This is a genomic window from Rathayibacter sp. AY1C2 (assembly GCF_002931195.1).
GTDB lineage: Bacteria > Actinomycetota > Actinomycetes > Actinomycetales > Microbacteriaceae > Rathayibacter.
The window spans coordinates 38,656-53,246 of the sequence record NZ_PSWG01000005.1 but is presented as its reverse complement, the minus strand read 5'-3'; the positions used below and the strand labels follow the sequence as shown (position 1 = coordinate 53,246).

The window sequence follows — 14,591 nt, the reverse complement described above, 5'->3', positions numbered from 1 at the left end:
CCGAGGGGGCGCGCGGCGCGTCGGTGGGGACGCGCCCGAGCCGCGCTAGGAGGACTTCCGCCAGCGGATCCCGGCGGCGATGAAGCCGTCCAGATCGCCGTCGAACACGTGCGAGGGGTTGCCGACCTCGTGGTCGGTGCGCAGGTCCTTCACCATCTGGTACGGAGCGAGGACGTAGCTGCGCATCTGGTCGCCCCAGCTCGCGGTGATGGTGCCGGCGAGCTCCTTCTTGGTGGCCGCCTCCTGCTCCTTCTGCAGCAGCAGGAGCCGCGACTGGAGCACGCGCATCGCCGCGGCGCGGTTCTGGATCTGGCTCTTCTCGTTCTGCATCGACACGACGGTGCCGGTGGGCAGGTGGGTGAGGCGCACCGCGGAGTCGGTGGTGTTCACCGACTGGCCGCCGGGGCCGGAGGAGCGGAAGACGTCGACGCGGATGTCGTTGTCGGGGATCTCGATCGCCCCGGCCTCCTCCATCAGCGGGATGACCTCGACCGCGGCGAAGGAGGTCTGGCGCTTGCCCGCGGCGCCGAAGGGGCTCATCCGCACGAGGCGGTGGGTGCCGGCCTCGACCGAGAGCGTGCCGAAGGCGTAGGGGGCGTCGATCTGGAAGGTGGCCGACTTGATGCCCGCCTCCTCCGCGTAGCTGGCGTCCATGACGGTCGCCGCGTACTTGTGCTTCTCGGCCCAGCGGAGGTACATGCGCATGAGCATCTCGGCGAAGTCGGAGGCGTCGACGCCGCCCGCTCCCGCGCGGATGGTGACCACGGCGGGGCGGTCGTCGTACTCGCCGTCGAGCAGAGTCTGCACCTCGAGCTCGCCCATGACCTTCTGGAGGGAGGAGAGCTCGGCGATCGCCTCCTGCTCGGACTCGGCGTCCTCGGCCTCGTTCGCCATCTCGACGAGCACCTCGAGGTCGTCCAGGCGCCGGTCGATCGCGGTGATCCGCGCGAGCTCGGACTGGCGGTGGCTGAGGGCGCTGGTCACCTTCTGCGCGTTGGCCGTGTCGTCCCACAGGTCGGGGGCGCCGGCCTGCTCGCTGAGCTCGGCGATCTTCGAGCGGAGACCGTCCACGTCGATGACGGCGCGGATGTCGGCGAAGGTGGAGCGGAGAGCAGTGATCTGCTCGGTGAAGTCGTTGTCCAGCATGGTGCGTCCAGACTACCGGGGGGCGGGGGCCGCCCTCCGGCCCGGGCGTACCCTGGGGACGGTGACCAGCACCGCTCCGCGCCCCTTCCCCGTCGGGCCGCTGCTGCTGTCGACCTTCCTCCCCACCCTCCTCTTCTCCATCGGCGAGGGGGCGATCATCCCCCTCCTGCCGGCCGCGGCCGGCGACCTCGGTGCGACGCTGGCCCTGGCGGGCCTCGTGGCGGGGATGATCATGATCGGCGAGCTGGCGGGCGACATCCCCAGCGGCTGGATCGTCTCCCGGATCGGCGAGCGCGGCGCGATGCTCGGAGCCTCGGCCGCGTCGATCCTCGGGCTCGTGGTGTGCCTGCTCTCGACGTCATGGGTCGGGCTGACGATCGGCGTCTTCGTGATCGGCCTCGCGACCGCGGTCTTCGCGCTGGCGCGGCACGCGTTCATGACGTCGTTCGTCCCGATCACGCACCGCGCCCGCGCGCTCAGCGCCCTCGCCGGGGCGTTCCGCGCCGGCTGGCTGATCGGCCCGTTCCTGGCGGCCGGGGTGGTGCACCTCACCGGCTCCGTCGAGTCCGTCTTCTGGGTGCACATCGTCTGCTGCGTGGCGGCGGTCGTGGTCCTGCTGCTCGTGCCCGACCCCGCGACGGTGCTGCGGCGGGCGCAGGCCGCGGCCGACCGCGCCGCTCCGGAGGACGTGGTCGCCGCGGAGGCGTCGGCGACCGTCCCGGAGTCGCCGCAGTCGCTGCTCGGGACGCTGCGCGAGCACCGCGGGGTCCTCGCTCGGATGGGGACCGGCGCCGCCGTGATCGGGGCGCTGCGGGCGAGCCGGACGCTGATCCTCCCCCTCTGGGCGGTGAGCATCGGGCTCGCCGAGACCGACACCGCGATCATCATCGGCATCGCCGGCGCGCTCGACTTCGCCCTCTTCTACGCCGGCGGCCAGCTGATGGACCGCTTCGGCCGGGGCGCCACCGCGATCCCCTCGATGATCGGCCTCGGGCTCGGCCACCTCGCCCTCGCCGCCTCGGTGCTCGCCCTCGATCCGGTGCCCTGGTTCGTCGCCGTGGCCTGCGTGCTCGCGGCCGCGAACGGCATCGGCTCCGGGATCCTGATGACCATCGGCGCCGATCTCGCGCCCCCCGCCGATCCGGCCCCGTTCCTCGGCGCGTTCCGCTTCACCGGCGATGCGGGCAACGCCGCCGCCCCGATCGTCGTGTCGGCGCTCACCGCCCTGATCTCCCTCCCCTTCGCCGCCGTCGTGATGGGGGTGCTCGGTCTGGGCGGAGCGGGGGCGCTCGCCCGCTGGATCCCGCGGTACCTCCCCCGGGCGGCCTCCCGCGGCTGAGGCGCGGGGCCCTCCTCCTACACTGGAGCCCGCACGCGGGAGTGGTGGAATGGCAGACACGCAGGATTTAGGTTCCTGTGCCGAGAGGCGTGAGGGTTCGAGTCCCTCCTTCCGCACGGGATCGGCCGGTACGCTGAGCGCGCTCGCGTGACCGCCGACCGGCCACCGGCCCCCGTCGACTGGAGATCCGTTGAATCACGCCGCCCTCGTCCCCTGGCTCGATCCGGAGACGATCCTGACCTCGTTCGGCCCCTGGGGCGTGCTCGTGGTCTGCCTCATAGTGTTCGCCGAGACCGGACTGCTGATCGGCTTCCTCTTCCCGGGCGACACGCTGCTGATCATCACGGGCCTGCTGGCGCACGAGAACGCGTCGAACGGCGGCCTCGGCGTCCCGATCTGGCTCATCTGCCTGGCCGTCGGGTTCTCGGCCTTCGTCGGCGGCGAGGTCGGCTACCTGATCGGGCACAAGGCCGGCCCGCGCATCTTCGAGCGCAAGGAGTCCGGCTTCTTCAGCATCGAGAACGTGAAGCGGACCAACGCGTTCTTCGAGCGCTTCGGCGGCCTCGCCGTGATCCTCGCGCGCTTCGTGCCGATCGTCCGCACCTTCGCGCCGATCGCGGCCGGCGTGGCTCACATGAACTACCGCAAGTACAGCCTCTACAACCTCATCGGCGCCCTGATCTGGGGCAGCGGGGTCACCCTGATCGGGTGGCTGCTCGCCTTCATCCCGCCGGTCGCCGACTTCGTCTCGCACTACATCGACGTGATCCTGATCGGCGCGGTCGTGCTCGCGCTGCTGCCGACGCTGTTCCACTTCTTCCAGCAGCAGCGCAAGGCGAAGCTCGCCGCCGACCCCGAGACCGACTCGACCGAGTCGGCCGCCTACGTGCTCGACGCCGACACCCTGGACGACAAGCACCCGAAGTCCTGACCTCCGCCTCCGCGAGACGCCACTCCGGCTCGCCGCACGCCGACAGGCGTGCACCGGAGTGGCATCCCGCGGTGGGAACCCGCCGGCTCAGAGCCGGGCGGACAGGGCGGCGAGCTCGGCGCGCAGCGCGGTGAAGGCGCGGGCGCGGTGGCTCCGGGCGTTCTTCTGCTCGGGAGCGAGCTCGGCCGCCGTGAGCGCCCCGGCCTCGGGGACGAACACCGGGTCGTAGCCGTGGCCGTTCGCACCGCGCGGGGCCGTCGCGATCGCGCCGTCCCAGCGGCCCTCGACCACCGTCTCCTGACCGCCGGGGAGCACGGAGTCCGGCACCACGAGGGCGATGGTGCAGCTGAAGTGCGCACCGCGGTGCTCCGCCTTCACGTCGTGCAGCTGGGCCAGGAGGAGCTCGAGGTTGGCCGTCGCGTCGTGCGCGCGTCCCGACCAGCGGGCCGAGAAGATGCCCGGCGCGCCGCCGAGGACGTCGACGCAGATCCCGGAGTCGTCCGCGAGCGCCACGAGGCCGGTGTGCGCCGCCGCCGCGCGCGCCTTGATCAGCGCGTTCTCGGCGAAGCTCACGCCGTCCTCGACCGGCTCGGGTCCGTCGTAGGCGCGGACGCCGACTCCGGGGAGCGCGCCGGCCAGCATGGCGCGGAACTCCTCCACCTTGCCCGCGTTGTGCGTGGCGAGGACGAGGTCCAGGCTCACGCTCCGGGCTCCGCGGCGAGCGCTTCGGCCTGGATGCGGGCGAGGTCGGAGGCACCGGCGACCGCGAGGTCGAGCAGGGCGTCGAGCTCACGGCGGTCGAACGGGGCCCCCTCGGCGGTGCCCTGCACCTCGACGAACAGGCCTCGTCCGGTGACGACGACGTTCATGTCGGTCTCGGCGCGCACGTCCTCGACGTAGGCCAGGTCGAGCATCGGCACGCCGTCGATGATGCCGACGGACACCGCCGAGAGGCTGTCGATCAGCGGCTGCGCCTTCTGCCCCACGTACTTCTTGCCGCGCGCCCACTCGATCGCGTCGGCCATCGCCACGTAGGCGCCGGTGATCGCCGCGGTGCGGGTGCCGCCGTCGGCCTGGAGGACGTCGCAGTCGATCACGAGGGTGTTCTCGCCGAGCGCCTTCGTGTCGACCACCGCGCGGAGGCTCCGGCCGATCAGCCGCGAGATCTCGTGCGTGCGCCCGCCGACCTTCCCCTTGACCGACTCGCGGTCCATGCGGGAGTTGGTGGAGCGTGGCAGCATCGCGTACTCGGCGGTGACCCAGCCCTTGCCCTTGCCCTGCAGCCAGCGCGGCACGCCGTTCGTGAAGGAGGCGGTGCAGAGCACCCTGGTGTTCCCGAACGAGACGAGCGCGGAGCCCTCCGCCTGGGTGCTCCAGCCGCGCTCGATCGTCACGGTGCGCAGCTCGTCGGGCGCCCGCCCGTCCTTGCGCGCGGCCTTCGATGCGGTGCTGTCGGTCACTCGGGTCTCCCTCGATCGTGCGGGAGCGCGGCCCGGTCGAGCTCGCGCAGGTTGATGGTGCCGGTCTCGACGAGGTCGACGCTCGAGACCTCCGGACCGAGGAAGCGGCGGGCGAGGCGGACGAAGTCGCTCGAGCCCGTCTCCTCCCACTGGTAGGTCGGAGGCGCGGCGGAGGTGCGCTGCAGGCCGTGCGCCACGAGGGTCCGGTAGACGTCGAGCGCGGTCTCCTCGGCGCTCGAGACGAGGCGGACGTCCGGCCCCATCACGTACGCGATGGCACCGCGCAGCAGCGGGTAGTGGGTGCAGCCGAGGACGAGCGTGTCGACCCCCGCGGCCTTGAGCGGCGCGAGGTACTCCTCCGCCACCGCGAGCAGCTCGTCGCTCCAGGTGACGCCCGCCTCGACGAACTCGACGAAGCGCGGGCAGGCGGCGGTGAACAGCTGCAGGTCGGGCGCGGCGACGAAGGCGTCGTCGTAGGCGCGGGAGCGGATCGTCCCGACCGTGCCGATCACCCCGACGCGGCGGTTGCGGGTGTCGCGGACAGCGCTGCGGACGGCGGGCTGGATGACCTCGATCACCGGGATGCCGCGGCCGAGCGTGTAGCGCTCGCGGGCGTCGCGCATCATCGCGGCCGAGGCGGTGTTGCAGGCGATGACGAGCAGCTTGGCGCCCTGGTCGACCAGGGTGTCGAGGGTGTCGAGGGCGTAGGCGCGGACGTCGGCGAGCGGCTTGGGCCCGTAGGGCGAGTGCGCGGTGTCGCCGAGGTAGACGATCGACTCGTTCTGCAGCTGGTCGATCACGGAGCGGGCGACGGTGAGCCCGCCGACTCCGGAGTCGAAGATGCCCAGCGGTGCGTCCGTCACAGAGGAACAGCCTACCCGCGCCCTGCGGCCCGGTCCCGGCCGCACGCCGTTCCCGGGCCCGGCGGCGTGCGCAAGCCCCGGCACCCGCGCCTGGGCCGCGCGGGGGCGGCCGTGGAACACTGAGCGGATGGACTCCACGGCCTTCCTCACCGACCGGTACGAGCTCACGATGGTCGAGGGCGCCCTCGGCAGCGGCACCGCCGACCGCCGCTGCATGTTCGAGGTGTTCGCCCGGAGCCTCCCGCCCGGACGCCGCTACGGCGTGCTCGCGGGCACCGGCCGGCTCCTCGAGCTGATCTCGCGCTTCCGCTTCGGCGACGACGAGCTGTCCTGGCTCCGCGAGAACCGCGTCGTCGACTCCCGCACGCTGGACTGGCTCGCCGACTACCGCTTCCGGGGCGACGTCTGGGGCTACCGCGAGGGCGAGGTCTACCTCCCGGGCTCCCCCGTGCTCATCGTCGAGGCGCCCTTCGCCGACGGCGTGCTGCTGGAGACCCTGGTGCTCAGCGTCCTCAACCACGACAGCGCCGTGGCGAGCGCCGCCGCGCGGATGGTCTCGGCCGCCGACGGGCGACCGCTGGCCGAGATGGGCTCGCGCCGCGCCGGCGAGCGGTCCGCCGTCGCCGCGGCTCGCGCCGCCTACATCGCCGGATTCGGCGCCTCCTCGAACCTGGAGGCGGGCCGCAGCTTCGGCGTGCCCACGATGGGCACCTCCGCGCACTCCTTCACTCTCCTCCACGACTCGGAGGAGGAGGCGTTCCGCGCGCAGGTCGCCGCGCTCGGCCCCGGCACGACCCTCCTGGTGGACACCTACGACGTGACAGCCGCCGTCGACCTGGCGGTCCGCGTCGCCGGCACCGGCCTCGGCGCTGTGCGCATCGACTCCGGCGACCTCCCCCAGCAGGTGGCCGCCGTCCGGCAGCAGCTGGACGCGCTCGGCGCGACCGGCACGCGCATCACGGTCACCAACGACCTCGACGAGTACGGGATCGCCGCGCTCGCGGCCTCACCGGTCGACTCCTACGGCGTCGGCACCTCGGTGGCGACGGGCTCGGGCCACCCGACGGCGGGCATGGTCTACAAGCTGGTCGCGCACGAGGACGACGCGGGCGAGTGGGTCGCGGTGGCGAAGAAGTCGGTCTCGAAGGCGTCGATCGGCGGGCGGAAGGCCGCCGGCCGTCTGCTCTCGGACGACGGGGTCGCCGAGGCCGAGGTCGTGCACGTGGGCGCCGGCCCCGAGGGCGCCGTCGGCGAGGGCGAGCGGGCGCTGCTCGTCCCCCTGATCGAGGACGGGACGATCCGTCCCGAGCACCTCGGCATCGAGGGAGTGGCGGCAGCCCGCGCGCACCACGCCAACGCGGTCCTCGAGCTGCCGATCGACGCGCTCCGGCTCGGCCGCGGCGAGCCCGTCATCCCGACCCGCTACGAGTGAGCGGGGCGGGAGCTCACTTCATCTTCGCGTAGATCTCCTTGCAGGCCGGGCACACCGGGAACTTCTCCGGGTCGCGGCCCGGGAGCCACTTCTTGCCGCAGAGCGCGCGGACCGGCTTGCCGGTGATGGCGCTCTCGAGGATCTTGTCCTTCGGCACGTAGTGGGAGAAGCGCTCGTGGTCGCCCGGCTCGATGGACTCCTGGTTGAGGAGCTCCTCGAGCTCGCGGTCGAGCGTGGCGGTTCCTCCGCCTCCCTCGAGGGGGTCGGTGCTGCTGTTCTGGACGCGCGGAATCATGCCGACGATCCTACGCGCGGAGCCCGTGCCCGCGGCCGTGCGCTCCGGATCGGGCGGCGCTAGTAGCGGCTGGTGAACGCGACCAGCTCGGTCGCGCGGCGCTCGAACAGCCTGCCGCCGAGGAGCACGCCGAGGGCGAAGACGACCACGGCGCTGCCGAAGCCGACGAGCACGGCGTCGCCCGCCGCTTCCGGGTCGACGAACAGGGCCCTGACGCCGAGCACCACGGCTGGAGCCGAGAGGAGCAGCCCCAGGCCGAACGCCAGGGACTGCGGACCGGCGCCGCTGGCTCCGGGGGCCTGGGGCTGCGTGAACGCGCTGTCGCCCGGGCGCGGAGCCGGATAGGCGAGCCGTGCCGAGACGGCGCTGGCGACGCCGGCGGGGACGAGCAGGAGGCAGGTGTTCACCGCGAGCACGACGGGCAGCGCATCGGGGAGCCCCGAGGTCGCGCTGCTGATCAGCGAGCCGAGCACGACGACCGGCACGCCGAGCAGGAGGGTCGGGAAGGCGCGGCCGAGCCGGTCCGACCAGCCGCGGACGCCCGCGGCCACGTGGAGCCAGAACGCCGAGCCGTCGTAGGCGACGTCGTTGTGGAGGAACCAGCCGAGGAACAGCGCGATCAGCGGGACCGGGAGCAGCGAGAGCAGTGGGAAGGGGACGCCGACGACCGCGAGCAGCAGCAGGGCCGCGACCGGCAGCACCGGCACGGCGACGAGCGACGCCTGGTAGCGCGGATCCCGGAGCCAGTAGGTGATGCTGCGCGCCGCGATCGCGCCGGTCCGGGTCGAGCCGAGGACGTCGAACCAGCCCAGCCGGAGGCCGCGCGGCGGCCGGTGCGTGCGCTCGGGCCGCTCCGTCAGCAGGCGGACGACGAGCCACCAGAGCGCGCCCGCCGCGACGAGCGTCGCCAGGGCCAGCAGGAGCGGGCCGAGCGCGTCGCCGGTCCGGGCGGCCGGGGCGATCATCCACGCCGCGCCGAACGGAGTGGCCCCCATCGCCGCGCCCCAGCGCTCGAGCACCGGGGTGTCCCCCGTGTCGACCAGCGCGGCGGCGCCGAGGGCTGCGGGACCGCCCAGCATCAGCACCAGGCCGAGGACGGCCAGCAGCTCGCGGGCGGTCCGGGAGGGGACGAGTGCGGCGGAGGCGGCGAGGCCGATCCGCGCGAACAGCGAGGCCGTCGCCACCGCGAGGAGCGGGCCGACCACGGCGAAGGCGCCTGCGCCCGGGACGAGCGGCGCGCTCGCGAGCCCGACCACCAGCAGGGCGAGCGTGGGGACCGAGACGAGGCCGGCCAGGGCGAGCGCCCCGGCGAGGCGGAGCGGCGGAAGGCCGAAGAGGCGGAACGCGCGCGGATCCATCGGGTCGAGCGGGCCGAGCAGGAAGGGCAGCACCAGGAAGCCGACGGAGACGAGTCCGCCGGCGGTCACGAGAGCGCCCGCCGCCGCGTCCGAGGAGCGCAGAGCGCCGATCGCCCCGATCAGCAGGGCCGTCACCGCGACGACCACGAGCACGCCCAGGACGGCGCCGGCCGAGCGCGCGGGTCCGGAGCGGAACGCGCCCAGGAGGACGTCGATCCTCAGCCGGAGAAGTCGTGCAGCCACTGCAGCCCCTCGGCGATCTGCTTGCCGCCCGCGAGCTCGAGGAAGCGCTCCTCCAGCGTCGCGGTGCCGGCGACCTCCGCGACCGTCCCGGAGGCGAGCACGCGCCCGCCGACGATCACGGCCACGTCGTCGCAGACGCGCTCGATGAAGTCGAGCCCGTGGCTGGAGAGGACGACGGTGCCGCCGCCCTCGACGAAGCGGCGCAGCACGGTGATCACGGCGGCCGAGGAGACCGGGTCCACCGACTCGAACGGCTCGTCGAGGACCAGCACGCGCGGGGCGTGGATCATCGCCGCCGCGAGGGCGACCTTCTTCGCCATCCCCGCGGAGTAGTCCGAGATCAGGCGCTCCAGCGCGTCGGAGAGGCCGAGCGCCTCGGCCAGCTCGACCGTGCGCTGCTTCGCCGTGGCGAGGTCGATGCCGCGCAGCGCGGCGGAGTAGGCGAGGAACTGGGCGCCGGTGAGCCGGTCGAACAGCCGGAGGCGGTCGGGCAGGACGCCGATCAGCGGCTTCGCGGCCGACGGGTCCTTCCAGACGTCGACGCCGTGCACGAGGACGCGGCCGGTGTCAGGTCGAAGAAGGCCCGTCATCATCGAGAGCGTGGTGGTCTTGCCCGCGCCGTTCGGGCCGATGATCCCGTAGAAGGTCCCCGCGCGGACGGCCAGGTCGATGCGGTCGACCGCCACCGTCCTCCCGAAGGTCCGGGTCAGCTGGTGCAGCTCGAAGACGACGGGCGAGGCGCCGTCCGGATCCGCGGCACCCTCAGCGGGCTCGGCGTTCGTCACGGACGTCATCCGGCTACGGTACCAACTCGCCCGCGGGCCCCCGGCGCCCGCGCCGACACCCGGCGACACGGCGAGAGGTCAACCACCCTGGCCCCGGGGGGCGTGAACTGTACACTAGGTCTCTACCCGAGGAGTCGATCAGATCGAGACGCAGCGGTTAATTCGAGGAGAACACACGATGATGCACACAGGTTCGACGAGCAGCAGCCCCGCCACCGTCGTCATCCTCGCCGCAGGGATGGGCAGCCGGCTCGGCCGCTCCCTCCCCAAGCCGCTCACGCCGCTCAGCGACGGGCGCACGATCATGCAGCAGCAGTTCGACAACATCCACCACGCCTTCGGCACCAAGATCCCGGTGAGCATCGTCGTCGGCTACAAGCTCGAGCACATCATCGAGGCCTTCCCCTCGGCGACGTTCGTCTACAACGAGCAGTACGACCAGACCAACACCTCCAAGAGCCTCCTCCGCGCGCTGCAGGCGAGCGGGCAGGGCGGCGTGCTCTGGATGAACGGCGACGTCGTCTTCGACCCGCGCATCCTCGACCGCGCGGCCGCGCTGATCGCGAAGGACGTCTCCTTCGTCACCGTCAACACCTCGAAGGTGTCGGACGAGGAGGTCAAGTACACGACGAGCGCCGAGGGCTTCATCCAGGAGCTCTCCAAGACGGTGCGCGGCGGCCTCGGCGAGGCGGTCGGGATCAACTACGTGTCCGCCTCCGACAAGGCCGCGCTGGTGCGCCAGCTCGGCCGGGTCGACGCCCAGGACTACTTCGAGCGTGGCATAGAGTTGGCGATCGAGCAGGACCGCCTGCTCGTCGAGCCGATGGACATCTCCGACCTCTACGCCGTCGAGGTGGACTTCGCCGAGGACCTCGAGCGCGCGAACCTCTTCGTCTGACGCTCCCGGCTCCTCCCCCGGCTCGAGCGGAGCCGACGGGAGGAGTCGCGCAGTGAGCACGGCCGACACCCTCACGACCGAGACGGCCCTGCGCCACCGGCGCTCCCGGGCCTGGCGCTACCGCCACTCCCTCTGGCTGCTCACCAGGCGCGACCTCACCGTCCGGTACGCCACGAGCGCGCTCGGCTACGTCTGGTCGGTTCTCGACCCGCTCGTCATGTCGGGCATCTACTTCTTCGTCTTCACCGTCGTCTTCCAGCGGACCGTCGGCGAGGACCCGTACATCGTCTTCCTGCTCGCGGGCCTGCTGCCGTGGATGTGGTTCAACCAGGCGACCTCCGACGCGACCCGCGCGTTCCTCCGCGAGGCGAAGCTGGTGCGGTCGACGTCGATCCCGCGGACCATCTGGGTCGGGCGGATCGTGCTCTCGAAGGGCATCGAGTTCGTGGCGAGCCTGCCGGTGCTGGTGCTCTTCGCCGTGATCGCCGGCGCGCACCTGACCTGGGCGGCGCTGCTGTTCCCCGTGGCGATCCTGCTGCAGGCGGTGCTCACGCTCGGCGTGGGTCTGCTGGTGGCCCCGCTCGTGGTGTTCTTCCGCGATCTGGAGCGGGCCGTGAAGCTCGTGCTCCGGTTCCTCTTCTACGCGTCGCCGATCATCTACTCCACGGCCAACCTGCCGGAGCAGATCCGGCCGCTCGCGGCGCTCAACCCGCTCAGCGGGATCTTCGCCCTCTACCGCTCCGCGTTCTTCGAGAGCGAGCTCGACGTCCCGCTCATCCTCGCCTCCGCGGGCATCTCGGTGCTCGTGCTGGTGCTGGGCCTCGTCGTCTTCCGCCGCTCCGAGCGCGCGGTGCTGAAGGAGCTGTGATGACCGACGCCCCCGTGGTCATCGAGTGCCGCGGCCTCGGTATCCGCTTCCGCCGCAACCGGCGGGGCCGCCGCTCCTTCAAGGACCTCTTCGCCGGCCGCTCCCGCCGCTCGCGGCCCGGCGAGTTCTGGGCGATCCGCGGGCTCGACGTGCAGGTGCGGGCGGGCGAGGCCATCGGTGTCGTCGGCCGGAACGGTCAGGGCAAGTCGACGCTGCTCAAGCTCGTCGCCGGCGTGGTACTGCCGGACGAGGGCGCGGTGGAGGTGCGCGGGGGCGTCGCTCCGCTCATCGAGATCACCGGCGGCTTCGTGGCCGACCTGAGCGTCCGCGAGAACGTCTACCTGACCGCGGGTCTCCACGGGATGTCCAAGCGCGAGGTCGACGCGCGCTTCGACTCGATCATCGAGTTCGCCGAGATCGGCGACTTCCTCGACACCCCCTACAAGCACCTCTCGAGCGGGATGAAGGTGCGCATCGCCTTCTCCGTCGTGTCGCGGCTCGAGGAGCCGATCATCCTGGTGGACGAGGTGCTCGCGGTCGGCGACAGGGCGTTCCGCGAGAAGTGCTACGCGCGGATCGAGGAGCTGCTCGCCTCCGGCCGCACCCTCTTCTTCGTCTCGCACAACGAGCGCGACCTCCGCCGCTTCTGCACGCGCGGCCTCTACCTGGACAAGGGCCGCCTGGTGCTGGACGCGCCGATCGAGGAGGTGCTCGCGCGTTACGCTGAGGACTACGCGCCGACACCGCGGAGCAGCACGGCGCCGGCCGAGGGCCCGCCCGTCCAGGGCACCGTCTCCGACGACTGACCCCTCCCGCACGCGGCGCCCGAGGACGCAGGAGTGCACGACATGGCCCAGAAGGACCGCAAGCGCGAGCGCGCCGTGGAGAGGGCCGGCGAGGTGGAGCAGGCCGACGGCTCCGAGAACGCGCAGCTGGCGAAGCTGCTCGACCGGCTCCTCGCGGTGCAGCGCCCGGCCGTGCTGGCGAACATCCGCCTGCTGCGGCGCCGGCGTCCCGGGGCGACTCCGGAGCAGATCATCACGTCGCTCGAGCGGCAGTACCTCTCGAGCGTGGCCGCGGGAGGCGCGGCGATCGGGGCGACCGCCGTCGTCCCCGGCATCGGCACGGCCGCCTCGGTGGCTCTCTCCGGCGCGGGAGCCGCAGGGTTCCTGGAGGCGAGCGCGCTCTTCGCGCAGTCGGTGACGGAGGTGCACGGGATCCCGCTCGAGGACCCGGACCGCGCGCGGGCCCTCGTGCTCACGCTGATGATGGGCTCCTCCGGCAGCGAGATGGTGCGCCAGGTGGCCGGGCAGGCCGTCGGCGGGGGCAGCGGCCTCAACCAGTACTGGGGCTCCGTGGTCACGAAGGGCCTGCCGTCCTTCCTCGTGGGCGAGCTGGCGGACCGCGCGAAGAAGTCCTTCGCCAAGCACTTCCTCGCCCAACAGGGCGCGGGCCTGGTCGGCCGGGCGATGCCGTTCGGGATCGGAGCGGCACTGGGCGGCGTCGGCAACGCGATGCTCGGCCGCAAGGTGATCCAGAGCGCGCGCGACGCGTTCGGGCCGGCACCGCAGGCGTTCGGCAACACCCTCGTGCTCGAGCCGACCCGTGCCGAGCGGAAGGCGCTGGCCGCCGCGCCGGCCGAGCCGCTGGCGCTGTTCGTCCGCGACTACGGCGGAACGGGCGAGCGGACGGCGCTCCTCCTTCACGGCCTCGGCTCCGACTCCCGGATCTGGTACGCCCTGGTCCCGACGCTGCACGAGCACGGCTACCGCGTGGTGGCCCCCGATCTCGCCGGTCACGGCGGCTCGCCGGCGTCGCCCGTGTACTCGCCGGAGCACTGGGCGTCGGACGTCCGCGCCTCGGTGCTGCAGACCCCCGATCTCGTCATCGGCCACGGCCTCGGCGCCGTCGTCGCCACCCGGCTCGCCCCCGAGTACGGCGCCGCCCGGCTCGTCCTGCTCGACCCCGCGTTCTCGGACGCCCGAGGACTGACGAGCGCGCTCCACCGCGGCGGCTCGGTCGCGCACGTCGAGAAGGGCGACGCAGACTCCCTCCGCCACCGCCACCCGATCTGGACGGACGAGCAGATCGAGCTCGACGTGTCGGCCCACGCGCTCTGGGAGCAGGACTCCGCCGGCGGGCTGACGGCACGGGGTGCGGCCGAGGCCCCCGAGACGTTCCCCGTGCCGACGCTCGCCGTGATGCCGGAGGACCCGCTGGGCCACGGCTCGCTGGGCGGCGTCCTCGCCGGCCGCGGCGTCGAGGTGCGGACCGTGCCGGGGGGCGGGGCCTCGATCCTCCGCGAGGACCGCGCGGCGCTGATCGCGGCGCTGGAGGACCGGATCTAGCTCAGGATCTGCTCCAGCTCAGGGCCTGCTCCGCGCGCGATGGTCCGGAGCCGTCGGGGGCGTTCGGTCAGCGTTCCCGAGGCCGGCGCCCGGGCCCGACGAGCGGCATCCCGAGCACGGTGCGGAGGAGTCCGCCGCCGTCGCGGTCCTCGGCGATCACGCGGAGGCCGGTCTTCTCGGCGACGCGCCTCGAGGCGGCGTTGTCCGGGTGCACGAGCGCCACGAGTCGTCCCGCGAGGCGGTGGGCGAGCGCGAGGTCGCGGCAGGCCGCAGCCGCCTCAGTGGCGTAGCCGCGGCCGTGCAGACCGGCCCGCACGTGGTAGCCGACCTCGAGCTCGATCCCGCCGTCGACGCGCTGCCAGGTCAACCCGCAGTCGCCGACGAACTCGCCGTCGAGGGTCTCGACGATCCACAGCCCGAAGCCGTGCTCGCGGTAGTTGCGCCGGTTCCGCTCGATCCAGGCGGCTGCCTGCTCGCGGTCCTTCGGCGCGGGGTAGTACCGCATCACGACCGGGTCGCCGAGCAGATCCGCCATGTCGGGGAGGTCCTCGGCGGTCATCTCGCGGAAGCGCAGCCGGGCGGTGGCGGCGGGGATCATCGGGTCGGGCTGCTCGGCCTGCGACTG

15 protein-coding genes and 1 tRNA gene are annotated in these 14,591 nt (G+C 72.9%); 8 read left to right on the top strand and 8 right to left on the bottom strand.

The genetic code is table 11. From position 1 onward, the window contains the following. Positions 1-45: 45 nt before the first annotated feature. Positions 46-1,146 (bottom strand): peptide chain release factor 2, encoded by a 1,101-nt coding sequence (gene prfB, locus C5C55_RS05565; protein ID WP_104226967.1) that lies wholly within the window; start codon positions 1,144-1,146, stop codon positions 46-48. A 61-nt stretch (positions 1,147-1,207) separates the two neighbouring features. Between prfB and C5C55_RS05560 the strand changes: the two genes are divergently transcribed. From C5C55_RS05560 to C5C55_RS05550, 3 genes are all read left to right on the top strand, one after another. After that, positions 1,208-2,485, top strand: coding sequence for an MFS transporter (locus C5C55_RS05560; RefSeq protein WP_258059482.1), 1,278 nt, complete (start codon positions 1,208-1,210; stop codon positions 2,483-2,485). A gap of 35 nt (positions 2,486-2,520) precedes the next feature. Then, a tRNA-Leu gene (locus C5C55_RS05555) sits at positions 2,521-2,601 on the top strand. A gap of 74 nt (positions 2,602-2,675) precedes the next feature. Next, positions 2,676-3,416 (top strand): DedA family protein, encoded by a 741-nt coding sequence (locus C5C55_RS05550; RefSeq protein ID WP_104233200.1) that lies wholly within the window; start codon positions 2,676-2,678, stop codon positions 3,414-3,416. 87 nt (positions 3,417-3,503) lie between these two features. On the opposite strand, the gene rdgB is transcribed toward C5C55_RS05550, so the two are convergent. The 3 genes from rdgB to murI are packed head-to-tail and all read right to left on the bottom strand — an operon-like array spanning position 3,504 to position 5,739. Continuing rightward, complete coding sequence (gene rdgB / locus C5C55_RS05545) at positions 3,504-4,118, bottom strand: RdgB/HAM1 family non-canonical purine NTP pyrophosphatase (protein ID WP_104223564.1); 615 nt, start codon at positions 4,116-4,118, stop codon at positions 3,504-3,506. Continuing rightward, the gene (rph, locus tag C5C55_RS05540) at positions 4,115-4,876 is read right to left on the bottom strand and encodes a ribonuclease PH (protein ID WP_104233199.1); all 762 of its coding nucleotides are present in this window, start codon (positions 4,874-4,876) and stop codon (positions 4,115-4,117) included. Before rph ends, rdgB begins: the two co-directional genes overlap by 4 nt. Beyond that, the gene (gene murI / locus C5C55_RS05535; RefSeq protein ID WP_104233198.1) at positions 4,873-5,739 is read right to left on the bottom strand and encodes a glutamate racemase; all 867 of its coding nucleotides are present in this window, start codon (positions 5,737-5,739) and stop codon (positions 4,873-4,875) included. Before murI ends, rph begins: the two co-directional genes overlap by 4 nt. Positions 5,740-5,866: 127 nt before the next feature. Between murI and C5C55_RS05530 the strand changes: the two genes are divergently transcribed. Continuing rightward, positions 5,867-7,171 carry a nicotinate phosphoribosyltransferase gene (locus C5C55_RS05530; RefSeq protein ID WP_104233197.1) on the top strand — a complete coding sequence of 435 codons (1,305 nt, stop codon included), beginning with the start codon at positions 5,867-5,869 and terminating at the stop codon, positions 7,169-7,171. Positions 7,172-7,184: 13 nt separating this feature from the next. Here the strand turns inward: C5C55_RS05530 and C5C55_RS05525 are convergent, their stop codons facing one another. The 3 genes from C5C55_RS05525 to C5C55_RS05515 are packed head-to-tail and all read right to left on the bottom strand — an operon-like array spanning position 7,185 to position 9,861. Then, on the bottom strand, positions 7,185-7,466 hold the full coding sequence (locus C5C55_RS05525; RefSeq protein WP_104223568.1) for a DUF3039 domain-containing protein: 282 nt from the start codon (positions 7,464-7,466) through the stop codon (positions 7,185-7,187). A gap of 59 nt (positions 7,467-7,525) precedes the next feature. Next, complete coding sequence (locus C5C55_RS05520; RefSeq protein WP_104233196.1) at positions 7,526-9,067, bottom strand: ABC transporter permease; 1,542 nt, start codon at positions 9,065-9,067, stop codon at positions 7,526-7,528. After that, entirely contained in the window at positions 9,043-9,861 is an 819-nt protein-coding gene (locus tag C5C55_RS05515; protein ID WP_104223570.1) for an ABC transporter ATP-binding protein, read from the bottom strand. Before C5C55_RS05515 ends, C5C55_RS05520 begins: the two co-directional genes overlap by 25 nt. A 169-nt stretch (positions 9,862-10,030) precedes the next feature. Between C5C55_RS05515 and C5C55_RS05510 the strand changes: the two genes are divergently transcribed. From C5C55_RS05510 to C5C55_RS05495, 4 genes are read left to right on the top strand one after another with little or no spacing between them, the layout of a single operon-like run. Beyond that, positions 10,031-10,750 carry a phosphocholine cytidylyltransferase family protein gene (locus C5C55_RS05510; RefSeq protein WP_258072504.1) on the top strand — a complete coding sequence of 240 codons (720 nt, stop codon included), beginning with the start codon at positions 10,031-10,033 and terminating at the stop codon, positions 10,748-10,750. A 52-nt stretch (positions 10,751-10,802) separates the two neighbouring features. Then, positions 10,803-11,618: an ABC transporter permease gene (locus tag C5C55_RS05505; protein WP_374954231.1), complete on the top strand. Its 816-nt coding sequence runs from the start codon at positions 10,803-10,805 to the stop codon at positions 11,616-11,618. Then, positions 11,618-12,424 carry an ABC transporter ATP-binding protein gene (locus C5C55_RS05500; RefSeq protein WP_104233195.1) on the top strand — a complete coding sequence of 269 codons (807 nt, stop codon included), beginning with the start codon at positions 11,618-11,620 and terminating at the stop codon, positions 12,422-12,424. Before C5C55_RS05505 ends, C5C55_RS05500 begins: the two co-directional genes overlap by 1 nt. A 42-nt stretch (positions 12,425-12,466) precedes the next feature. Continuing rightward, on the top strand, positions 12,467-13,966 hold the full coding sequence (locus tag C5C55_RS05495) for an alpha/beta fold hydrolase (protein ID WP_104233194.1): 1,500 nt from the start codon (positions 12,467-12,469) through the stop codon (positions 13,964-13,966). 67 nt (positions 13,967-14,033) lie between these two features. Here C5C55_RS05495 and C5C55_RS05490 read toward each other — a convergent pair whose 3' ends face one another. Further along, positions 14,034-14,564, bottom strand: a complete 531-nt coding sequence (locus tag C5C55_RS05490) for a GNAT family N-acetyltransferase (protein ID WP_104233193.1) — start codon at positions 14,562-14,564, stop codon at positions 14,034-14,036. Between the last annotated feature and the right edge of the window lie 27 nt (positions 14,565-14,591).